General features: G+C 66.6%; 20 protein-coding genes. 6 read left to right on the forward strand and 14 right to left on the reverse strand.

The genetic code is table 11. The features are described from left to right. The first annotated feature begins 18 nt into the window (after positions 1-18). Both AB4078_RS15315 and AB4078_RS15320 read left to right on the forward strand, forming a co-directional pair. Positions 19-267 (forward strand): acyl carrier protein, encoded by a 249-nt coding sequence (locus AB4078_RS15315; protein ID WP_045270633.1) that lies wholly within the window; start codon positions 19-21, stop codon positions 265-267. A gap of 135 nt (positions 268-402) precedes the next feature. Then, positions 403-1,644 carry a beta-ketoacyl-[acyl-carrier-protein] synthase family protein gene (locus AB4078_RS15320; RefSeq protein ID WP_441977837.1) on the forward strand — a complete coding sequence of 414 codons (1,242 nt, stop codon included), beginning with the start codon at positions 403-405 and terminating at the stop codon, positions 1,642-1,644. A 284-nt stretch (positions 1,645-1,928) separates the two neighbouring features. Here the strand turns inward: AB4078_RS15320 and AB4078_RS15325 are convergent, their stop codons facing one another. Together AB4078_RS15325 and AB4078_RS15330 are read right to left on the reverse strand one after the other, a co-directional pair. Continuing rightward, positions 1,929-2,429: a DUF3145 domain-containing protein gene (locus AB4078_RS15325; protein WP_440731922.1), complete on the reverse strand. Its 501-nt coding sequence runs from the start codon at positions 2,427-2,429 to the stop codon at positions 1,929-1,931. A 180-nt stretch (positions 2,430-2,609) separates the two neighbouring features. After that, positions 2,610-3,383 (reverse strand): hypothetical protein, encoded by a 774-nt coding sequence (locus AB4078_RS15330; RefSeq protein WP_440731923.1) that lies wholly within the window; start codon positions 3,381-3,383, stop codon positions 2,610-2,612. A gap of 174 nt (positions 3,384-3,557) precedes the next feature. Between AB4078_RS15330 and AB4078_RS15335 the strand changes: the two genes are divergently transcribed. Together AB4078_RS15335 and AB4078_RS15340 are read left to right on the forward strand one after the other, a co-directional pair. Continuing rightward, positions 3,558-5,558, forward strand: coding sequence for a DUF262 domain-containing protein (locus AB4078_RS15335; RefSeq protein WP_441977838.1), 2,001 nt, complete (start codon positions 3,558-3,560; stop codon positions 5,556-5,558). Beyond that, entirely contained in the window at positions 5,558-6,835 is a 1,278-nt protein-coding gene (locus tag AB4078_RS15340) for an alpha/beta fold hydrolase (RefSeq protein WP_441977839.1), read from the forward strand. Before AB4078_RS15335 ends, AB4078_RS15340 begins: the two co-directional genes overlap by 1 nt. A gap of 51 nt (positions 6,836-6,886) precedes the next feature. Here AB4078_RS15340 and AB4078_RS15345 read toward each other — a convergent pair whose 3' ends face one another. Together AB4078_RS15345 and AB4078_RS15350 are read right to left on the reverse strand one after the other, a co-directional pair. Next, on the reverse strand, positions 6,887-7,405 hold the full coding sequence (locus tag AB4078_RS15345; RefSeq protein WP_441977840.1) for an SRPBCC domain-containing protein: 519 nt from the start codon (positions 7,403-7,405) through the stop codon (positions 6,887-6,889). Between the two features lie 2 nt (positions 7,406-7,407). Next, on the reverse strand, positions 7,408-7,725 hold the full coding sequence (locus AB4078_RS15350) for an ArsR/SmtB family transcription factor (RefSeq protein WP_441977841.1): 318 nt from the start codon (positions 7,723-7,725) through the stop codon (positions 7,408-7,410). A gap of 147 nt (positions 7,726-7,872) precedes the next feature. On the opposite strand from AB4078_RS15350, the gene AB4078_RS15355 reads away from it, so the two are divergent. Then, positions 7,873-8,079 (forward strand): CsbD family protein, encoded by a 207-nt coding sequence (locus AB4078_RS15355; protein WP_440731928.1) that lies wholly within the window; start codon positions 7,873-7,875, stop codon positions 8,077-8,079. A gap of 84 nt (positions 8,080-8,163) precedes the next feature. On the opposite strand, the gene AB4078_RS15360 is transcribed toward AB4078_RS15355, so the two are convergent. Together AB4078_RS15360 and AB4078_RS15365 are read right to left on the reverse strand one after the other, a co-directional pair. Next, the gene (locus tag AB4078_RS15360; RefSeq protein ID WP_441977842.1) at positions 8,164-9,969 is read right to left on the reverse strand and encodes an alpha/beta fold hydrolase; all 1,806 of its coding nucleotides are present in this window, start codon (positions 9,967-9,969) and stop codon (positions 8,164-8,166) included. Then, positions 9,966-10,565: a TetR/AcrR family transcriptional regulator gene (locus AB4078_RS15365; RefSeq protein WP_441977843.1), complete on the reverse strand. Its 600-nt coding sequence runs from the start codon at positions 10,563-10,565 to the stop codon at positions 9,966-9,968. Before AB4078_RS15365 ends, AB4078_RS15360 begins: the two co-directional genes overlap by 4 nt. 303 nt (positions 10,566-10,868) lie before the next feature. Here AB4078_RS15365 and AB4078_RS15370 point away from each other — a divergent pair, with 303 nt between their 5' ends. Beyond that, on the forward strand, positions 10,869-12,050 hold the full coding sequence (locus tag AB4078_RS15370) for a hypothetical protein (RefSeq protein ID WP_441977844.1): 1,182 nt from the start codon (positions 10,869-10,871) through the stop codon (positions 12,048-12,050). On the opposite strand, the gene AB4078_RS15375 is transcribed toward AB4078_RS15370, so the two are convergent. The 8 genes from AB4078_RS15375 to AB4078_RS15410 all read right to left on the reverse strand — a co-directional run bounded on the left by AB4078_RS15375 (position 12,051) and on the right by AB4078_RS15410 (position 18,861). Continuing rightward, the gene (locus AB4078_RS15375) at positions 12,051-12,347 is read right to left on the reverse strand and encodes a hypothetical protein (RefSeq protein ID WP_441977845.1); all 297 of its coding nucleotides are present in this window, start codon (positions 12,345-12,347) and stop codon (positions 12,051-12,053) included. Positions 12,348-13,233: 886 nt separating this feature from the next. Continuing rightward, positions 13,234-14,211, reverse strand: a complete 978-nt coding sequence (locus tag AB4078_RS15380; RefSeq protein WP_441977846.1) for an alpha/beta hydrolase — start codon at positions 14,209-14,211, stop codon at positions 13,234-13,236. A 46-nt stretch (positions 14,212-14,257) separates the two neighbouring features. After that, on the reverse strand, positions 14,258-15,289 hold the full coding sequence (locus tag AB4078_RS15385) for a zinc-dependent alcohol dehydrogenase (RefSeq protein ID WP_441977847.1): 1,032 nt from the start codon (positions 15,287-15,289) through the stop codon (positions 14,258-14,260). After that, complete coding sequence (locus AB4078_RS15390) at positions 15,286-16,302, reverse strand: ketopantoate reductase family protein (RefSeq protein ID WP_441977848.1); 1,017 nt, start codon at positions 16,300-16,302, stop codon at positions 15,286-15,288. Before AB4078_RS15390 ends, AB4078_RS15385 begins: the two co-directional genes overlap by 4 nt. After that, positions 16,299-17,066, reverse strand: coding sequence for an SDR family NAD(P)-dependent oxidoreductase (locus AB4078_RS15395; RefSeq protein WP_441977849.1), 768 nt, complete (start codon positions 17,064-17,066; stop codon positions 16,299-16,301). Before AB4078_RS15395 ends, AB4078_RS15390 begins: the two co-directional genes overlap by 4 nt. Continuing rightward, complete coding sequence (locus AB4078_RS15400; protein WP_441977850.1) at positions 17,067-17,795, reverse strand: Gfo/Idh/MocA family protein; 729 nt, start codon at positions 17,793-17,795, stop codon at positions 17,067-17,069. It lies immediately after the preceding gene. Further along, positions 17,792-18,115, reverse strand: coding sequence for a Gfo/Idh/MocA family protein (locus AB4078_RS15405; RefSeq protein ID WP_441977851.1), 324 nt, complete (start codon positions 18,113-18,115; stop codon positions 17,792-17,794). The genes AB4078_RS15400 and AB4078_RS15405 overlap by 4 nt, the downstream gene beginning before the upstream one ends. Then, positions 18,112-18,861 (reverse strand): family 1 glycosylhydrolase, encoded by a 750-nt coding sequence (locus AB4078_RS15410; protein ID WP_441977852.1) that lies wholly within the window; start codon positions 18,859-18,861, stop codon positions 18,112-18,114. The genes AB4078_RS15405 and AB4078_RS15410 overlap by 4 nt, the downstream gene beginning before the upstream one ends. Between the last annotated feature and the right edge of the window lie 225 nt (positions 18,862-19,086).

Genomic DNA, 19,086 nt, shown 5'->3' on the forward strand with positions numbered 1-19,086 from the left:
CCAAAGAAAGAGGAAATCATGGCCTTCAGCAACGACGAGGTCCTCGCTGGCCTTGCAGAGCTCATCACCGACGAGACCGGCATCGACGCCTCGGAGGTCGCTCTGGAGAAGTCCTTCACCGACGACCTGGACATCGACTCGATCTCCATGATGACGATCGTCGTCAACGCCGAGGAGAAGTTCGGCGTCACCATCCCCGACGACGAGGTCAAGAACCTCAAGACCGTCGGTGATGCCGTGAGCTTCATCGTCGCCGGCCAGGAGTGACACCCGCGGATGCCACCCCCGCGCTTCTGCGGGGCGTGGCATCCTCCTCTTCCGCCCCCATCGACCGCTGAGCGTTCGACAGGCTCAGCAACCGGTCGATCGCAGCACCCACCCGCTCCCCGAGAAGGAACACGCATGACCAAGCGCATCGTCGTCACCGGCATAGGTGCCACGTCCGCCCTGGGCGGCACCGCCCCGGAGAACTGGGCGAACCTGCTCGCCGGTGTCTCCGGCACGCACACCCTCACCCACGACTGGATCGAGACCTACCAGATCCCGGTGACGTTCGCTGCGGAGGCGTCCGTCCGCCCGGAGGAGGTCCTTCCCCGGCACGAGGCCAAGCGCCTGGATCCTTCGGTGCAGTTCGGCATGATCGCCGCCCGCGAGGCCTGGGCCGACGCGGGAGCCCCCGACATCGCCCCGGAGCGCCTCGGCATCGACTGGGCCACCGGCATCGGCGGCCTGTGGACCCTGCTGGATGCCTGGGACACGCTGCGTGAGAAGGGCCCGCGCCGGGTCATGCCCCTCACCGTGCCGATGCTCATGCCGAACGCGGGCGCGGGCAACCTGTCGCTGCATTTCGGTGCGAAGGCCTTCGCGCGCACCGTCGTGAGCGCATGCGCGTCCAGCACCGAGTCGATCGCGAACGCCTACCAGCATCTGCAGGACGACCTCGCCGACGTCATCATCGCCGGTGGCGCGGAGTCCGCGATCCACCCGATCACCATGGCCTCGTTCGCGTCTGCGCAGGCCCTGTCGCGTCGCAACGACGACCCCGAGCACGCCTCGCGCCCCGGCGCGATCGACCGTGACGGCTTCGTCATGGGCGAGGGCGGCGCAGCCCTGGTCATGGAGACCGAGGAGCACGCCAAGGCCCGCGGCGCCAAGATCTACGCCTACGTGGTGGGCGGAGGCGTCTCTGCGGACTCGTACCACATCACCGGCAACGACCCCGAGGGCCATGGTGCGGCCCGCGCCGTGGAGCAGGCGCTGGCACAGGCCGGCGCGACCCCCGACGAGGTCACGCACATCAACGCGCACGCCACGTCGACCCCGGTCGGCGACCCGAACGAGTACGGCGCCTTGAAGCGCGTCTTCGGCGACCGGATCGACGAGATCCCGGTGTCGGCGACCAAGGCGTCCACCGGGCATCTGCTCGGCGGCACGGGCGCGCTCGAGGCGGTCTTCACGATCCTCGCGCTGCGCGACCGGGTGGCTCCGCCGACGATCAACATGACCGAGCCGGATCCGGCGGTGCCGTTCAAGCTCTCCGGTGAGGCGCAGCCGCTCGGCGACGGCCCGCAGCTCGCGATCAGCAACTCGTTCGGCTTCGGCGGGCACAACGCGGTCGTCGCGTTCCGCTCCTACGACGGCTGATCCGCACGGACGAGAATCGCCCCGGTCGCTTCCTCATCGAAGCGGTCGGGGCGATTCTCTTCTTTTCGTTTGTGCTGTTCTGTTATCTCTCCGGCCCAGGACCGGGGATACGCTTTCTCGGGTTCCGGGTCCTTGCTCTCCGACCCCCGATAATCGCGCCTCCTCCGATCCCCGTCCCTTCGTGTGATCCGGTGCCCTCGATCCCTCGGACCCCGGAGACCGGATCACACGAGTCCTTTCCGACCCGCCAGCGCCGCGGTCAACCCACCCGCCAGCGCCGCGGCCTATCCCACCTTGTGGAGCCAGACCACGCGGGCGTCGTCGCTCGCATGCCGGAACGGCTCGAGCTCTTCGTCCCATGCGGATCCGAGTGCGACGTCGAGTTCGCGCTGCAGCTCGATCGGGCTGCCGGCGGCGATCTCCATGGCGTAGCGGATCCGGTCCTCGCCGACGACGATGTTGCCTGCCGCGTCGGTCTGCGCATAGTGCACACCCAGGTCGGGCGTGTGCAGCCACCGGCCTCCGTCACTACGCGGGGTCGGATCCTCCGTCACCTCGAACCGGAGGTGCTCCCAGCCGCGGATCGCGGTCGCGAGAGCGGCGCCCGTGCCCACGGGACCGTCCCAGTAGAACTCGGCCCGGCGGGCGCCATCGAGGACGGGCTGCTCGGTCCACTCGAAGTTGACGGCGCGCCCGATAGCGCGTCCGACCGCCCATTCCAGGTGCGGGCAGAGCGCGCGCGGTGCGGAGTGGATGTACACCACTCCGCGTGCTTGTGCAGCCATGGTCTCTCCGTTTCATCAGGTGCGTCTTCCCCTACGACCTGATCCGCGAAGCACGGCGTTATGCGGTTATGGGCCCATTCTCACTGATCATCGGCGAAATCACAACTGTGTAACTCATTGCGAAAAGGAAACGGTCCCCAGCGCCGAAGCGCCGAGGACCGTCTATAGGACGAGGGAGGCTCAGGCCTCGCTCATCGCGATCTTCTCCTTCTGACCCTTCGCGGCGTAGTACGCGGCGCGGGCCGCGTCACGGCGGGCCTGCTCCTCGTAGCCGGCGTCGAGGGTCGCCTGGTCGACAGGGTAGTTCTCCACCTCGTCCGTGCCGTGGTACTTCTCGATGTAGGCGTCCAGCTCGGGGCCGGAGGTCCACGACGTGATGAGGCAGTAGCGCGGCTCGGTGCCGTTGTGGGTGGCGGCATGCCAGAGGCGCTGCGTGTCGACGATCAGCTGCGCGCCGGCCGGCAGCGCGATGCGGTACTCGACGCTCGGGTCGGTGCGGTTCTCGCGCAGGACGAAGTAGCTGTCCTTGTCGTCGGTGAGGTTGAAGAAGCCGCGCACGACCCAGCCGGTGCCGTCAGGGTTGAGGCGGTTGTTGTCGTCCTGGTGCAGGTTGTAGAGGCACTCGCCGTAGGGCGTGGGCTGCAGCTCGATGACACGGCAGCGACCGACGTTCGCACCCGGCTCCTGCGCACGGCGCGTCAGGTTCGGGGCCTTCGAGGTCTGCGCGTCGATCCAGACGCCGTCCTTGTCGGTGCGCGGGGGCACGTGGTTCCAGAAGCCGTTGCACTCGATCTCGCCCTTGGCGGAGGCGAGCGGAGCGAAACGGGTGTCACCCGAGGACTTCCAGTCGTTGTACTCGATGTCGAGCCACTCCTTGGGGTCGAGCTCCTGGTTGTAGCTGTCGAGGACGACGAAGCCCTTGTCCTCGAGGGCGGCGGACTTGATGTATGCCATGAGCGAGTCATGTCCTTTCATAAAGGGGCCAGCACGTTTTAACAGGCCCTTCTTAGGACAGCCTAACAGCGCGACTTCGACGCGCCCGGAGGGCCGGCCGTGAATATCCAGGCGCCTCCGGTCGCTGAATAGACTGGTCCCGGCAGCACGCGATCCGAGGAGAAGCCCAGCAGCATGAGCACGGCCACGAACGTCGAAGCAACCGCAGTCTCAACGATCGAGTGGCTCTCCTCCCCCGCGACCACGATCGTCGTGCCGGTCTACCAGCGCCAGTACCGCTGGGACATCGGCGGCTGCGAGAAGCTCCTGTCCGACATCCGCGCCGTGGCGGACGAGGACGACGCGCATCGGCACTTCATCGGCTCGATCCTCTCCGCCGAGGACCATGCCCACCCGGACGCCGACCTGATCCTGATCGACGGTCAGCAGCGCATCACGACGCTCATGCTGCTCATCGCGGCCCTGCACCACGCGGTGCACGAGATCGATCAGGAGCTCGCCGACGAGCTGGCGCGAGTGCTGGTGCGACCCGACGACGCGCACCGCACCAAGCTCCGCCCGCATGAGGCCTGGGCCGGCCTGTTCGAGTCCGTCGTGCTGGACCGGCGCGGCCCCGACCAGCCGGAGTCGCGCTTCGACGACAACTACGCGTTCTTCCGATCCCAGGTGCACGCCGACGAGGCGCCGCGGATCTGGCGAGGGCTGCAGAAGCTCGAGCACGTCTCGATCACCCTCGGCGAGGCCGCCAACGCGCAGCAGATCTTCGAGAGCCTCAACTCCACCGGAGAGCCGCTGCGTGATCACGAGCTGATCCACAACTACATCCTCATGGGGCTCTCGCACGCGCAGCAGCAGCAGGTCGAGGAGGATTTCTGGCTGCCGATCGAGCGCAACACGGGCGAGGCGATCGGCGCATTCTGGCGCCACCTCCTGATCATGACCACCGGCCGCGAGGTGTCCGTCGACGGCGAGCACGGCGTCTACAGCGCGTTCCGGCATGAGTTCCCGCACATGGGCATGGAGGACCTGCCGGCGCAGGCGAGCGTGTGGCGGGAGTTCTCGGACATCTACCGGATCCTGCTGAATCCCTCGCAGGAGCAGGATCCAGAGATCCGGCGGCAGCTGGTCTACGTCAACACCTTCGGGCGCTCCACGTATCCGCTCGTGCTCAGCGCCTATCGCGACCACCAGCTCGGCCTGATCTCCAAGGACGAACTGGTGCAGACGCTGGAGCGGATGCAGTCGATGCTGCTGCGCCGCGCGGTCGTCGGCATCCCGAACGACCGTCTCATCGCCCGACTCTGCCGTGCCAGGGCACAGGGACCGGAGGAGCTGCTGCGCGCCTTCGCCCGGATCACGCCGTCGGACGAGCGGATCCGGGTGGCGCTGAAGTTCACCGACCTCCCTCACGCACTGTACGTGCTGGGCCGGATCGAAGGCGTCGCCGACCCCGGTGGCTTCGACGTCGAGCACATCGTGCCGACCGCGCCGCACGACTCCTGGTCCGGCGACGGCGTGCGTGCATGGAGCGAGTACTCCGAGGACGAGCAGAACAGCCACCGCGCCCTCGCCGGGACGCTGGGCAACCTGACCCTGCTGGAGGAGCCTCTCGCCGAACGCGTCTACGGCGCGTCGTTCCCGGACAAGCGCGATGCCTACCGCCGCAGCAGGGTCGATGAGAACACCGCCCTCGCCGGTCTCGACGCGTGGGGCACCGCGGCGATCGCGGAGCGGACGGCCGCGCTCACCGACGCGTTCGTGCAGGTGTGGCGCCGACCTGCCGTCGTGGACATCGACGACGACGGACTCACCCCGATCCTCGACGCCGTGCGACGGCGCGGCTGGCCGACCGGATGGGAGCGGGAGTTCGACTACGTCGAGTATCGCGGTGAGCGCTGGGAGGTTCCGGACGTGAAGTACCTGTTCAACCGCGTCTTCCGGCGCGGCTGGACGGACACGCGCGACGCTCTCGACGCGTTCAACAACCGCAACGGCGGGCCGATCTACGACGAGAAGGCGTGGAACGGGACCTGGGACGAGCTGGACGAGGGCCACTTCCTCTACATGGGGTGGGACGCGAAGTACATGATGAGCGCGGTGCAGGGCCTCTTGGAGGAGTCGGGCCTGGCCGCGGAAGTGTTCGTGAAGTACTCCTACATCGGGAATGTGATGTGATGACGATCTCTGCCGCCGCTCCTTTCGAGAGCACTGTGATCCGCCGCCGGATGATGGACCTCGCCGTCGAGGAGCACACCCTCACCGTGCCGCTCGTGTGGTCGGATCCCTCCGACAGCCGCACGATCGACGTATTCGCCTCCGTCGTCGCACGCGAGGGCGGAGAGGATCTTCCCTATCTGGTCTTCCTCCAGGGTGGCCCCGGTTCCGAGGCGCCCCGCGCGCTTCATGCGCCGGCGGCGCCGTCGTGGCTGGATCAGGCCCTTCAGCACCACCGCGTGGTCATGATCGATCAGCGCGGCACCGGTCGGTCCACCCCGGTCGGCGACGGCATCCTGTCCCTCGGGTCGGAGACGGTGGCGGAGTACCTCACCCATCTGCGCGCGGATGCGATCGTGCGGGACTGCGAGGCGATCCGTTCGCATCTGGGAGTTGACCGCTGGAACGTCCTCGGGCAGTCGTTCGGCGGATTCACGACTCTCGCGTACCTCTCCACCGATGCCTCGTCGATCGATCGCGCGTACCTGACCGGCGGCCTCAGCACGGTGACACGCAGTCCAGACGAGGTGTACGCGCTCTGTTACGAAAAGATGCGCGATGCGTCGGAGCGGTACTACCGGCGCTTCCCCGAACACCGCGAACGCATGCGCCGCCTGGTGGATCTCGCATCGGCCGGCGAGATCGTGCTGCCGAGCGGCGAGGTCGTCTCGCCGTCCCGGTTGCGCTCGGTGGGATCCGCCCTGGGCACCAACGACGGTTGGCAGACGCTCTGGCAGCTTCTCGAACTGGATCCGTCGAGCAACGCGTTCCGCTACGACCTCGCGAGCGCGATGCCGTTCGGCGGTCGCAACCCGCTGTACTTCGTCTTCCACGAGTCCAGCTATGCGAACGGCCATGTCACGGACTGGTCGGCCGAGCGCGTCGAGCCCGACGACTTCGTCCAGGATGTCACGCTGTTCACCGGCGAGCACATCCGTCGCGACTGGACGGAGACGGTCCCGGCTTTCCAGCCGTGGCGTGAGGTCGCACTGATCCTGGCCGACCACGAATGGCCCGCGATCTACGATCCTGCGGCGTTGGCCGCATCCGGTGTGAAGGGCGCCGCCTCCGTCTACGTGAATGACCCGTACGTTCCGATCGAGTACTCGCTCGAGACCGCGGCGCTGCTTCCGGATCTGCGTCTGTGGGTCACGAGCGAGCACGAGCACAACGGGTTGCGCGCCGGGCGCGTGTTCGAGCACCTCGTCGACCTCGCCCACGACCGCCGGGTGCGCTGACCCCCGCCGACCTGACCCCGACGCTGACGCACGGGAGCGGTGCGCGCGGCGTCAGCCGACGCGCACCGCCTCGTAGTCGGGCAGCAGTGCCTGCCAGCGCTCCTTCCAGGCCGGCGCCGGCTGGGACGAGGACCACCCGGTCGGATGCGCTGTCGCACCTGACTCCAGCGCACGCCGGAGGTCTTCGAGATGCACCTGCCATCCCGCGGCGTGGAAGTGGAGCACTCCGACGCCCAATCCGCGTTCCTCGACGACCAGCCGGGATCTCTCCCCCTCAGCGGACAGCCAGGCCTCGATCACCGTCTCCTCGTCCGTGCCCGGTTCCTGGGTGAGGACAAGGTGATGCGGAGCCTCGCAGACGTCGATCCGCATGGATCCGGTCCAGGTGCTCGTGAAGGTGGCGCGCAGCATGCCACCCGGACGGAAGTCGCCCGCCAACTGGGCGATCCAACGCGCCGCGCGCTCCGGATCCGTGCACGCCTGCCACAGGTCGTCCACGTCGGTGTCGTAGACGTCCTCCACGCGGATCGCGCCCGTGGCGTCGTCGAGCTCCCACATCGTGCCGGTCATGATCATGTCCTGTCCTTCTTCCCTCGGGCGATCTCGGTATGCAAGGCGTCGAGTCGCTGCGTCCACAGATCGCGGTACCGTTCGAGCCACTCGTCGAGGTCGGCGAGCGCTTCCGGCCGCAGCCGGTAGATGCGCCGCTGTGCATCCTGTCGCACGTCGACCAGACCCGCTTCGCGCAGCACCCGCAGGTGGCGGGACACTCCCGGCCGCGCGATCGGCAGCGCATCGGCCAGCTCCCCCGCGGTCGCATCGTGAACCCGCAGGATGTCCAGCACGACGCGCCGGTTCGGGTCGGCGAGGGCCTGCAGTACGGCGTCCATGGCCCTGAACGTACCGCATCGGGTACGTACCCACAAGGTTACATTCGGGCGGAACATAGCGGCGTCGCGTGCGCTCGTCAACCCCGTGGTGTTCGATCCGCCGTCCTGTGAACGTGAGATCCACGACACACGAGAGGAGGGGCGCACATGAGCGCTGCAGACCACGTGAAGAACGCGGCGGAGAAGATGTCCGGCAAGGTCAAAGAGGGGGCCGGCAAGGTCACCGACAACGAGGAACTCGAGAACGAGGGCCGGATGGATCAGGCCAAGGCCGACCTCAAGGAGGCGGGCGAGCACCTGAAGGACGACGCGAAGAACGCCGGCGAGCACATCAAGGACGCGATGGACCGCTGATACGAACAGACGCGCCGCCCCGCCGGACATCTCCCCGATGCCCGGCGGGGCGAACGCGACATCACGCTGACTCGTCTGCGTGCGTCACACCCGGGCGCCGTCGAACGATCCCGTCAGCACATCGACAAGAGCATGCCCGTGCGTCAGCTGCGGGTGGTGTCCGGCACCGGGCACCGAGATCAGCTCGACGTTCGGACGCGACCTGAGCATCTCCTCCACTCCGGGATCGAGCGGATCCTTGCTTCCCGTGATGATGCGGATCGGGCCGTCGAATCGCCCGAGCACCTCTCGGAGCTCGGACCGCCACCGGGCCGAACTCGCCAGGGCGAGCTGCGCAGCGACCCTCGCAGCCCCGCTGCGCTTGAGATCGCCGACGGTGGACTCGAGAGCGGCTGCGCTCGCGTCCGACCCGGTGAGCCGGAACGACAGCCGCACCGGGTCGATGCGGCGCAGGTAGGCGCGTACGAACGGCCGCAGGCTCGCTGAGACTCCGGCCCGGGGCTGGAGGAAGAACGGCGCGACCAGAGTGAGCGACGTGACCCGGCCCGGGAGCCGATCGGCCGCGAGCACCGCCGCGGCCGAACCGAGCGAATGGCCGATGATCTCGACGGGCTCCTCGCCCAGCAGGCCCGGCAGCCACCGATCCCAGTCCCGCACTCCGGTGCCACCGCTGAGACCGAGGCCCGGGAGGTCCAGGGCGCGCGCATCGACGGCCTCGGCGACCTCGGTCCAGGTGTCGGCGTTGACGGGCAGCCCCGGGAGGATCAGCCGGGTGGCGTCGCGCCGGCCGAGCTCGAACGTCTTCAGCCCGCCGACGTCCACGAACCTCCGGTCGTCGGCCCCGGCACGGCCGAAGCGATGCGCCGCCAGATGGTCGGCCCAGCGATCGAGGGAGACCAGAACGTCCGGCGTGCGGATCCCGTTCCGCTGTGCCAGCTCGATCGCGGATGCCGTCGGATAGCGGTCATCCGACAGGAAGCCGAGCGTCTCGGGATCCGCCTTGGTGATGCGCGACGGAAGCCGCTTGATGACACCGACGGGCACGCGCAGCCACGGAACTTTCGCGCCGAGGTGCCGGCCGACGTGCGTGAGCAGCTCCGCCAGCGGCGGGGTGTCGTCGTCGAGGATCCAGTACGCCTTGCCGACGGCGGTCGGATCGCTCGCCGCGGCCGCCATGAACGCCGCCAGGTAGTCGACCGTGAGAACGGGCAGGAACGTGCCCCTGCCCGCGGGCAGCGCGGTCGCCGTCCCGTCCCAGATCTGCTCGATCGTGGTGGCCAGCCCGATGTGCTGATCGGACTCCCCCGTCGCGCTGTCGCCGATCACGCTCGCCGGATTGACGATCGTCCACGGGATCCCGTGCTCGTTGGCCTCGGCCTGGAAGATGGCGTCGGATTCCACCTTGGATGCCTCGTAGCCGCCGAGCTCCTTGTAGACCGCGGCACGATGTGCGTCCGACCACGGGACCGTGGCAGGATCCTGTCCCCCGACCCGGTAGCCGGAGATGTGGACGACGCGCTGCAGCTCGGGAAGCCCCTCGGCGAACTCGATCAGCTTCTCGACGATGCCGACGTTCGCGTCGCGCGCCTCCTGGGCGGGCATACCGAACCGGTAGGAGCCTGCGCAGTTGTGGATCTCGGTGACGGACGGGAACGCCGCGGCACCGCCGGAGACGATCTCCGGCGCATCGAAGTCGACGATCGTCGTGCTGATGCTGCGCGTCAGACCGTGCTCGCTCAGCCATCGTTCGACGCGTGCTGCAGATGCGGCACTCCGCACCGCCGCGGTGACGTTCGCACCGGACTCCGCGAGGGTCAGCACGAGGTGCCGGCCGATCAACCCCGAGGCCCCGAAGACCAGCGCGTGACGGGGCGCCTCCTGCGCGGTCATCGCGTGATCCCCTCAGTCTGGATGCGCTGCTCGATGAGCGTCGCCACGACGTCGGCGGCCGCGATCAGGGGTTGGACGCTCCGCATGGCACGGGAGACGATCACCGCTCCCTCGATCGTGGAGACGACGACCGTCGCGAGGGTACGGGCCTCTTCGGCGCCGATGCCTCCGGCTTCGAGGAGCGCGGCCGTCGGCGTGATCCAGGACGTGAAGGCCGTCGCGCACGCCTGTCGGATCCGCTCGCTCTCCGCACCCATCTCGAGAGTGACCACCGAGACCGGGCAACCCAGCCGGAAGTCGCTTTCGCTGACGATGTCCGCCAATGCCTCGATCACGACGCGGGCCGTCGCAGCCGCGCCGTCCCCCGACTCGGCAGCCTCCGCGATCAAGGTCTCGAACTGTGTCGTGGCGAGCTCGACCGCGGCGACGCCCAGGCCTTCCTTCCCGTCGGGGAAGTGGAAGTAGATCGATCCCTTGGGTGCCGCGGCGTGGTCTGTCACCGCGTTCAGGCCCGTGCCGCTGTAGCCGCTGGTCTGGATGAGTTCGAGCATGGACTCTGTGAGCCGTGCCTTCGTGAGGTCTCCCTTTGATGCCATGCGCACTAGAATAGACCGGTCTACATATTTTGCAAATCGACGAGAGACACGCGCGTCGTACAGGACTCGAAGTGTGGGGCGGGCGGGACTTGAACCTGCGATCGTTGGTTTCGGGTCCCACTTTCGATCTGGCCCGGACTACCTGCAATTTGCACGTGCAGCAGCACACCGTTACGGAGAGACACGGAACGGAAACAGGACTTGTCCCGCCACAGAACCTTCGAACTGGCCAGTTTCTGGCCAGTTCGAAGGAGGCGTGAGCCGACGGTGATCCGCCGCAGGGGTGGTGTGGTTGAGGCCACCATGACATTGCCCTACCTCGACTCGGCCGGGAACCTTCACTGCGCCCCAGGAACGCCTGGCGCGCTCGGCGGACAGTTCGCCCCGAAGCTCGTATCAGCGCCGGCAACAGCCCTTCACACCGACGCGGAAAGCCTTCGCGCCCGCGTCCGCATCCGATGGCGGGAGCTGCTGAATCCGGAGAACTACTTCGCCCCGATCCAGCTGCCCTCCGAGTCGCTCACCGATGGCAGCAGCAAGCCGGCTGCTGCAGGTGGCGACGACTGGAAGCCTCGCGTTGGAGAGCGGATCCGATCGCTGGTCACGAACGTCAGCGTTCCCATGTTCACCTCGGTACAGGCGCCCATCGCAATCACCGTCGAAGGCGTCAAGGACGGAAGTGCCGTCGCCCACCAGTACCGCGAAGTCGATGGCAAGCTCTTCCGCCAGGTGTGGGCGCGGGGCACGGCAGAGGCGCAGGAGTCCACGCCTGAGCGCAGCGCCGTCGAGCATGAGTGGGCTCCCACGGTCCCTGGTCGCACCTACGAGCTGCACCCGGTGCCCGCGGACGCAGCCTGGCTTCAGCAGGAAGCTGAGCGCATCCCCCCGGTGCTCGCGTCGAACGACAATGATGCGCACGCCGCCGTGCAGGAGCACCTTGATCAGTTCGCTGCGATCGACGGGCATGTGTGGCAGACAGCCTCAGAGCCTGTCTACCGGGCGCCCGTGATCGAGGACGCCCCGTTCGTTGCGCCACTGCAGCTGGACGTCGTCCCCGCACCAGACACGTCGACGAGCGCGGCGCCGCTAAACGTCTTCGCTGGCGACCAGTTCGATGACGCGGTCCGCACGATGTCAGAGACCTCCGCCGCCGTGGGGGTGCCGATCGCTCCGCTCGCGGAGGGTCCCCCGGTCATGTGGCTCCGCGAGCTCGGGCTGGTCGACGCCCCGCCTGCGGATACGAGCTGGCGTGCAGGTGTCCCGCTGGCGATCACGCCTTCCGCTGAACTGACCGAGGAGACCTTCGAGGCCAAGTTCAACGACTTCCGGGCGCAGATCGCGGGGATCCCCGGCGCCGTGCACGGTGACATCTCCGGTTTCCGGCGACGTGGCGCATGGCGGCTCGACTTCACCGCACTGACCGCCCATCAGCAGCAGGAATACCGGGGCTACATCGCTTTCGGCATCGGACGCGGGTTCATCTGATCACGCGGCACCACGCGCCGCGGCAATCTGCACGATGCCGTCCTCGCTCACGAGCTTCACGGTGACACCCATGTCAAGCCCCGTGGCCATGATGTCGGTGATGGCTCGCTGTAGCGGCGTCACCGGCTGTCCGGGCCGCGCGGCGAGACGCTCCAACCCATCCCCCACCCACACGGTCACGGGTGGCTGGGCTGCACGCTTGGCCGGCGTCATCGCCGTTCGGCGCTCGATCATCGTGATCACTTTGCCGGCCGCGCGCGTCGCTTGGGAGTCCGTGGTGTCAGCGGCGATCCACACGTCCGTGTCCGTGGTGATTTGCCCTCGTCAGCACGGCGTTCCGCGTGTGGGTGTCGTGGACCTTGAACGCCACTGCATGCAGCACTTCGGGCCGGGAAAGGTCATCGCGTTGTCGAGCGAATCGAACGTCCGGTGCCGGGTTCGACGGTTCATCTGGTCTGCCCAGCCCGCCTTCGGGCGCGGTCGCTCGGGCGGCAACAAACTGCCCTCCACCCAGGCCTTTCGGTCGATGACGTCTCCCAGATGAGTCCTGCACGAATCCAGTGTCGCACGCTGAGATATTGGCCGACAGTCCGGAGCAGTACGCACTTCCAGCACAGGCAGCCGATCGCATGTCGCGCACGCGAGATTGGGCTACAGGTCGTATTCGACGTCGGGGCTGAAGTCAGCGTGAAGCCACCAGAGACGCTCGGACCAACTCTGCAGCCCCGAATCCCTGGGCGTAAAGCCGGAACCCGTTGAACTGAACCGCTCAGGGAGGCCCTCGCACATCTGCCCCTGACTCACGCGACTGCACTGCGCGTCGGTGGTATCGGTCACGATGTGGTCATGGCCTACTACGGACCCCGGCGCCGGCGCCAACCACAATTCACGATCCTATCCTGTTCATGGCTCTCACCGCACTCAAGAGGTGAAGGTCTGCGGGCTCATGCTCATCCCGCCAGACGACGCCCGCCCCCTCCAGATCAACGTTCACGACGAGGCCGACTGGCAGAAGATCTACAAGAATCCCTCGATCCGAGTGAAGTGCCTGGTCGAGACCTGTGACACGCTGCTGACTCCGAAGCAAATGAGACGCTGCGGGCTGAGGTTTCTCGCGATCCGGTACGGGATGCGCGACAGCCAGCGAAGGCGATGGCGCGCCTTACTGCTGACGTTTTAAGGCTCATTCAGCGAACAATCGCGCAACCCAAGAGGTGCGAGCGTCTGCCGCGATCTGCGCGAGCGGCGACCATTGCATGAGCGCTTCCCACCCGTGGGTGCCTCCAGGCCAGACGTGGAGCTCAGTGTCGTTACCGTCTCGCCAAAGCTGGGATGCGTAAGCGACAGTCTCGTCACGGAAGACTTCCGCTCCTCCGACGTCGAGGTAGGTGGGCGGCAGGTTCGAGAGCTCTTCGGCACGCGCCGGCGCAGCGTAGATGGAGACCCCGTCGGATCCGCGCCGGTCTCCGAGGAGCGCGCTCCATCCGACGCCGTTGCTGCTGCGGTCCCACAGGCCCAGGCCGTCGAACTGACGAGCTGAGACCGTGTTGTCACGATCGTCCAGCATCGGACACAGCAGTGCCTGACCGAAGAGAGCCGGGCCTCCGCGGTCTCGCGAGAGTAGTGAGACCCCGGCAGCGAGTCCGCCGCCTGCGCTCGCGCCGGCGACAAGGATCCGCGCCGGATCCATTCCGAGCTGCTCGGCGTTCTCAGCGAACCAGAGCAGTGCGGCATAGCAGTCTTCGACCGGCGCGGGGTCCGGGTTCTCCGGCGCCAGTCGGTACTCGACGGTTGCTGCAACCGCATTGTGAGCCACCACCCACGGAGCAATGAGCGATACCCCTGTCATCCGCGTTCCCATCACCATTCCGCCGCCATGCACGTGGAAGATCCCCGGGCCGGCACCGGTGTGACCGCGCCGCCGAAGAACAGTGAGCGCGAGCTCGACGCCCTCGTACCCGGGCACCGTGAACTCGAGCTGCTCGAGATCGAAACGTTCGAGGTCCTCCGGGATGGCGTACTGCCGCATCGTCGGGATGGACTCAGGAGTCAGCGGGGCAAAGATCCCTCCTTCTCCCATCGCATCGAGTGCTGCTGCCACCGTGGGGTTGAAGGGCGGTCGCTTGATTTCGGATTCTGCTGCGCTCGTCGTTGAGGTCACGTCTACTTCTCCTGAGTGTGGGTTGTCGATCGGTCTGGCTGTTGAGTCACGCTGTCGAAGCCGAGGAAAAGGTCACGACGACCTTGTCCGTAGCTTCCGGGCGGCCCGCGAGGTCGATCGCGGCTGCGACTTCCTCGAAGGGAATGACGTCGCTGATGATGCGGGTGTAGAGATCGGTGTTATCGGCGATGTCCTGGGCGACGGCGGTCATCTCCGTCGGGTGACCCATCGAGTGGACAATGGTCAGCTCACTGGGGATGAGCATCTGCGAGTCCATCTGGATCGGCTTCTGATGGATGCCGACGATGCCGTAGACCGCGCCGAGCTTCGGGCCCGCAAAAACCGCCTCGGGGACCGCCGCCACGCCAGCTGCGTCCAGGTAGATGTCTGTGCCCGGGATACCGGGCCGCCCGAAACTGTCGCTGCCCTCTCCGTGCAGCTCGCGAAGGCGTGCTCGAACATCCTCGGTGCGCGAGTCGATCACGGCATCGGCACCGAGAGCGAGGGCCTTCGCGAGTCGATTCGGTTGAATGTCGGCGACGACGATATGGCGAACACCGTGGGCCTTGAAGGCTAACAACGCCCCGAGACCGACGGGACCTGCTCCGAAGATGATGACCTGATGCTCGGGCTGCGGATGAGTACGGTCGACTCCGCGTCGCGCGACTGCGAGGGGCTCTGCCAGGGCGGCAACGTGCCACGGCACATGATCGGGAATGACGATGATGTTGCGGCCCGCAACAGCTTCTCGCACCGCGACGAGCTCGCTAAGCGCGCCCTGCGGCCCACCACCCCCGAGGATGGCATCGGCCACACCGGTGGGATCGATGACGACGTGATCGCCGATGGCGATACCGCCAACCTCATCTCCGACCGCAACGACTTCTCCTGCTGGCTCATGGCCGATCGGCGTGATCGCAGCCCCAGGGACGATGTGCCCCTGGGATACCGAATGGGGATCCGCGCCACAGATGCCGCAGGCGCGGATGGCGACCAGGACGTCGCGCGCACCGATCTGCGGGTCGGGGACATCTTTGATCTCTACACGGCCGGGGCCGATAATGACGGCACTCTTCATCGAGCGTTCTCCTTCGTGGTGAATTTCATTGACTCGCGGCGCCGCACAAGCTCGTCGAGCGCGGGTGTGGGGATGTTGGCCGTGTCAGCGAGCCTGAGGAGCTCCTCGGTGATGACCTCGACCTCGTCGCGCATGCCGTTCATCTGATCAGTGCCGAGCTCCCAGGCGGGACTGCCGACGAAACGTCTGAACGCGGCGACGATGACGGGAATGGGTAGTCGCTGCCACACCCGGAACCACTTCGGGGCGACCGGGATGCCGAGCGCATCCATCGTTGCGTAGACCTCACGTATGGCCTGCACGTTCAAACGAAGCAGGGAGGCATCGCGACCGAGCGCTTTGCCGTCGCCTCTGGCCACATAGGTCGCATTCGCCGTGGCGGCGACGAATCCTTCATGCGACTTCAACCAGGAGTCAAGGTCCGAGATCACTAGGGGCACGAATCCGGCCGACTTGAAGATCCGCGCCAGGCTGCGGACCCGGTTGGTGGGTACTCCATCGACTTCGGACAGCATCGTCCGCTGCATGAAGGCCGGTGGGATGCTGTACCGCACGACTGGTCCGTGCTTCGCACCACCTGCACCGGGGAAGCCCCCCACGGCTCGCGCTCCCACCATGTCGATGAAGACCTGCGGGCCGTCCGCGTTGCTCACCATGAACAGCAGTGTGCGGATCCGCGTCGGCGCCAGGGACTCGAGTATCGAGTCGATGTGCGTCTTGCGCACGATGGCCACCGCGACATCGAACTCCGCGTCGGGTTCGATCTTCTCGAGTACCGGCACCCGCACGCTTTCCCGACGTCCTCCGGCGAGAGCTTCGATAACCAGGCCGTGTTCTGTGAGCTCTTCGCGGCGCTGCCGTGACAGCTCGGCGACCGACACGTCGTGGCCAGCCAAGGCGAGTTTCGTGGCATACACCGTACCGAGCACGCCGGCCCCGATGACGAGGATTCGGGGCCGCGGAGGCAGCGCGCCTCGGATGGTGTCAGCGGCGACCGTCCTCGACGTCGTCATGGTCGCATGCTCGTTCCGCCGTTGACGGAGAGCACCTGGCCGTTGATCCACGAAGCGTGGTCCGACAGAAGGAAGGCGACGCTGGCTCCGAGATCGTCGGGTCGGCCGTTTCGCGGGGACGGCGTGCTCGAGAGGATCATCTCTCGGAAGTCTTCGGGGAGGTTCGCCTCGGTCTGTTCGGTGAGCACGAGGCCGGGCGAAACGGTGTTCGCCCGGATTCCGTCTTTTCCGTACTTTCGGGCGATGTGGCGGGTGAGCGCGTTGACCCCGGCTTTCGTCGCTGAGTACGCGATCTTGTCGTCCATCGCCGCGTACACAGCCTCCGAGGACGTGTTAACGATCGCGCCGCCGCCTGCTGCGACGATGTGCGGGATGGCATAGCGGGCTGTCAGCAGATATCCGGTGAGGTTGATATCGATCGTCCGCTGCCACGCGTTCAGGTCGATGTCGACAACGTTCGTGTCGAGTGCGACCTGGTCGGGGTTGATGTTCGCGGCGACGTTGAACAGCCCGTCGATGCGACCGTACCGGCTGAGCGCGAGGTCGATTAGCCTCCTCACCTGCGATTCGTTCGCAATGTCCAGTTCGATCGGAATCCCTTCTCCGCCACGTTCGGTTGCCGCCATTACGGTGCGCTCAGCCGATTCGAGCGAGATGTCTCCGACCACGAGGCGTGCACCGCCCGCTCCCAGATAGCCAGCCGTGGCGGTTGCGATGCCACCGGCACCGGCAAAGACGATCACCTTGTCTTTGAGGCCGTCCATTCAGTCGTTCCTTTCGTCAGTGCTAGAGCTGTGCATAGGCGCAGCGGGTGTCGTGGGCCTGGTCGAGCTGAGGGATGACCGAATCGCGTCGAGAGTGTCGAAGATGTCAGCCGTTGTCTGAAGCGTGTGGGAGGGATGCTCGCGCGCGCCCCTTCTGATCGCATCCGTCACGGCCCGCAGCATGGGTGTGTACCCGTACCCTTCACGGTCGACCTTGACCGGCTCGACGGTCTCGCCCTCGAGGTTGTAGCCATGGACCGTGAGCTGCGAGGCGTACCAGAACCCCGAGCCGATCGTGATCCATCCGCGCGTTCCGGCGATAGTCGCGGACATGTCGAGGAACTCGAGCATGGAGGCTGCACCCTGCGTGAATGCGCCGGCATCGTGATTCAGCGTGAAGTTGTTGCGCAGATCGACGCCGTCTTCGCGAACGAGTCCCGCGGCTGAGATGCTGTCGGGCTTGCCGAACAGCATGTGGCTGAGAGTGACGGGATAGATTCCTTGATCCAGGAGCGCGCTTCCTCCCGGCTGCCACCTGCTCGAACCATCCTCAGGGAACGGGGCTCCGAAGGATGCGCGCAGGCTCCGCACGTGCCCGATGGCACCTGCATCCAGGAGCTCCTGCAGGCGGACGAAAAGCGGATTGAACTTCATCCACATTGCTTCCATCAGGAAGACGTCAGATTCCTGCGCGATGCGCGCCAGCTCGCGGACCTCGCCGGCGTTCAACCGAGGGGCTTCTCGCAAAGCACGTGAATCCCTCGCGACAGCGCTTCCTTCGCCAAGGCGAAATGAGTCACGTGCGGGGTGGCGATGTAGACCGCATCGACGCCGGCAGCCAGCATCTGCCCGAAATCGTCGAACACGCGGCCGATTCCGAACTCGTTCGCGAAGCTCCGCGCAGTGTCCATCCGTCGCGAGGACACGGAGGTGATCTGCGCTTCCCCAACCGAGCCGAAATCGGAAGCGATCTGACGGGAGATCGTTCCGGTTCCGACCACGCCCCATCGCAGACGCGCGTCATCATGCGAGGCCCTGGTCGATGTCACGGAGCTTCCGGACATACCGGGACGTCGGCGCGAGCTCGCTCGCCCAGCCAGGCGAGGCTCAGTTTCGGGGTGCGCTCGAATGTTGCACGGTCGACGGAGATGAGACCGAACGTCGGCTCCCAGTGCCCCCATTCGAAGTTGTCGAGCGCCGACCAGTGCAAGTATCCGCGGATGTCTATGCCGTCGTCCGCGGCCGAGAACAGGTGCTTCAACGCCTCCTCGGTGTAGGCGATCCGTCGCTCGTCGTCGGAGGTGGCGATGCCGTTCTCGGTGACGAGGATGGGCACGCCTCCGGTGACTTCCCACGCATGGCGGGCGGCGATACCCAGTGCATCAGGTCGATATGCGGTCCCGACGAGAGTGTTGTCCGGGTGGGGCGGGTGCGGCACGAGACCGTGTTCATCGACCGCTTGCGTGGAGTACGACTGCACTCCGACGAAGTCGTCTCCTCGGGAAGCCTCGAGGAAAACGTCCTCCCTGAGATGGCGTTCCTCGACCAGCATCGGCTCGTGCTCCGGAGCTGCGGCGTAGAAGGCCTGGTTAGCAACGGTCCAGCCGACCGCTGCGCCGGTACGGTCACGTACGATCGCTCGAGCGGCGCGATGAGCTTCGATCAGTCTGGCCGTCGCCGCCTCCGTGGGCCGAGGCAAGACGAACTGGTCGTCGCGCTGCATAGTGGGGGTGTCCATCGCGGGGACGGACTGGCCGTTGATCGCGCTGGCCATGTAGATCATGAACGCGAACATGTTCGGTTCGTTGATCGTGCAGACCCACGGGACGCCGTCGAGGATGTCACACACCCGCGTGACGTATGCGCTGAAGTGAATCGGCCTGGGTTTCGTTCCGATGTTGACCAAGGATGGAACTGATGCCCAAGAAGTACGATGCTGAGTTCCGCGCCCGTGCGCTGCGGATGCTTGATGAAGCCCGCCCCGACCACCCGAACCGGATGACCGCGGTCCGTCATGTCG

This window comes from Microbacterium sp. 2MCAF23, assembly GCF_052115565.1.
In the GTDB taxonomy this organism is placed as follows: Bacteria; Actinomycetota; Actinomycetes; order Actinomycetales; family Microbacteriaceae; genus Microbacterium.

Bases quoted from the DNA above. Each gene is read 5' to 3' on its own strand.
- AB4078_RS15315 (WP_045270633.1), top strand. From the start codon at position 19: ATGGCCTTCAGCAACGACGAGGTCCTCGCTGGCCTTGCAGAGCTCATC.
- AB4078_RS15320 (WP_441977837.1), top strand. From the start codon at position 403: ATGACCAAGCGCATCGTCGTCACCGGCATAGGTGCCACGTCCGCCCTG.
- AB4078_RS15325 (WP_440731922.1), bottom strand. From the start codon at position 2,429: ATGGCTGCACAAGCACGCGGAGTGGTGTACATCCACTCCGCACCGCGC.
- AB4078_RS15330 (WP_440731923.1), bottom strand. From the start codon at position 3,383: ATGGCATACATCAAGTCCGCCGCCCTCGAGGACAAGGGCTTCGTCGTC.
- AB4078_RS15335 (WP_441977838.1), top strand. From the start codon at position 3,558: ATGAGCACGGCCACGAACGTCGAAGCAACCGCAGTCTCAACGATCGAG.
- AB4078_RS15340 (WP_441977839.1), top strand. From the start codon at position 5,558: ATGACGATCTCTGCCGCCGCTCCTTTCGAGAGCACTGTGATCCGCCGC.
- AB4078_RS15345 (WP_441977840.1), bottom strand. From the start codon at position 7,405: ATGACCGGCACGATGTGGGAGCTCGACGACGCCACGGGCGCGATCCGC.
- AB4078_RS15350 (WP_441977841.1), bottom strand. From the start codon at position 7,725: ATGGACGCCGTACTGCAGGCCCTCGCCGACCCGAACCGGCGCGTCGTG.
- AB4078_RS15355 (WP_440731928.1), top strand. From the start codon at position 7,873: ATGAGCGCTGCAGACCACGTGAAGAACGCGGCGGAGAAGATGTCCGGC.
- AB4078_RS15360 (WP_441977842.1), bottom strand. From the start codon at position 9,969: ATGACCGCGCAGGAGGCGCCCCGTCACGCGCTGGTCTTCGGGGCCTCG.
- AB4078_RS15365 (WP_441977843.1), bottom strand. From the start codon at position 10,565: ATGGCATCAAAGGGAGACCTCACGAAGGCACGGCTCACAGAGTCCATG.
- AB4078_RS15370 (WP_441977844.1), top strand. From the start codon at position 10,869: ATGACATTGCCCTACCTCGACTCGGCCGGGAACCTTCACTGCGCCCCA.
- AB4078_RS15385 (WP_441977847.1), bottom strand. From the start codon at position 15,289: ATGAAGAGTGCCGTCATTATCGGCCCCGGCCGTGTAGAGATCAAAGAT.
- AB4078_RS15390 (WP_441977848.1), bottom strand. From the start codon at position 16,302: ATGACGACGTCGAGGACGGTCGCCGCTGACACCATCCGAGGCGCGCTG.
- AB4078_RS15395 (WP_441977849.1), bottom strand. From the start codon at position 17,066: ATGGACGGCCTCAAAGACAAGGTGATCGTCTTTGCCGGTGCCGGTGGC.
- AB4078_RS15410 (WP_441977852.1), bottom strand. From the start codon at position 18,861: ATGTTCGCGTTCATGATCTACATGGCCAGCGCGATCAACGGCCAGTCC.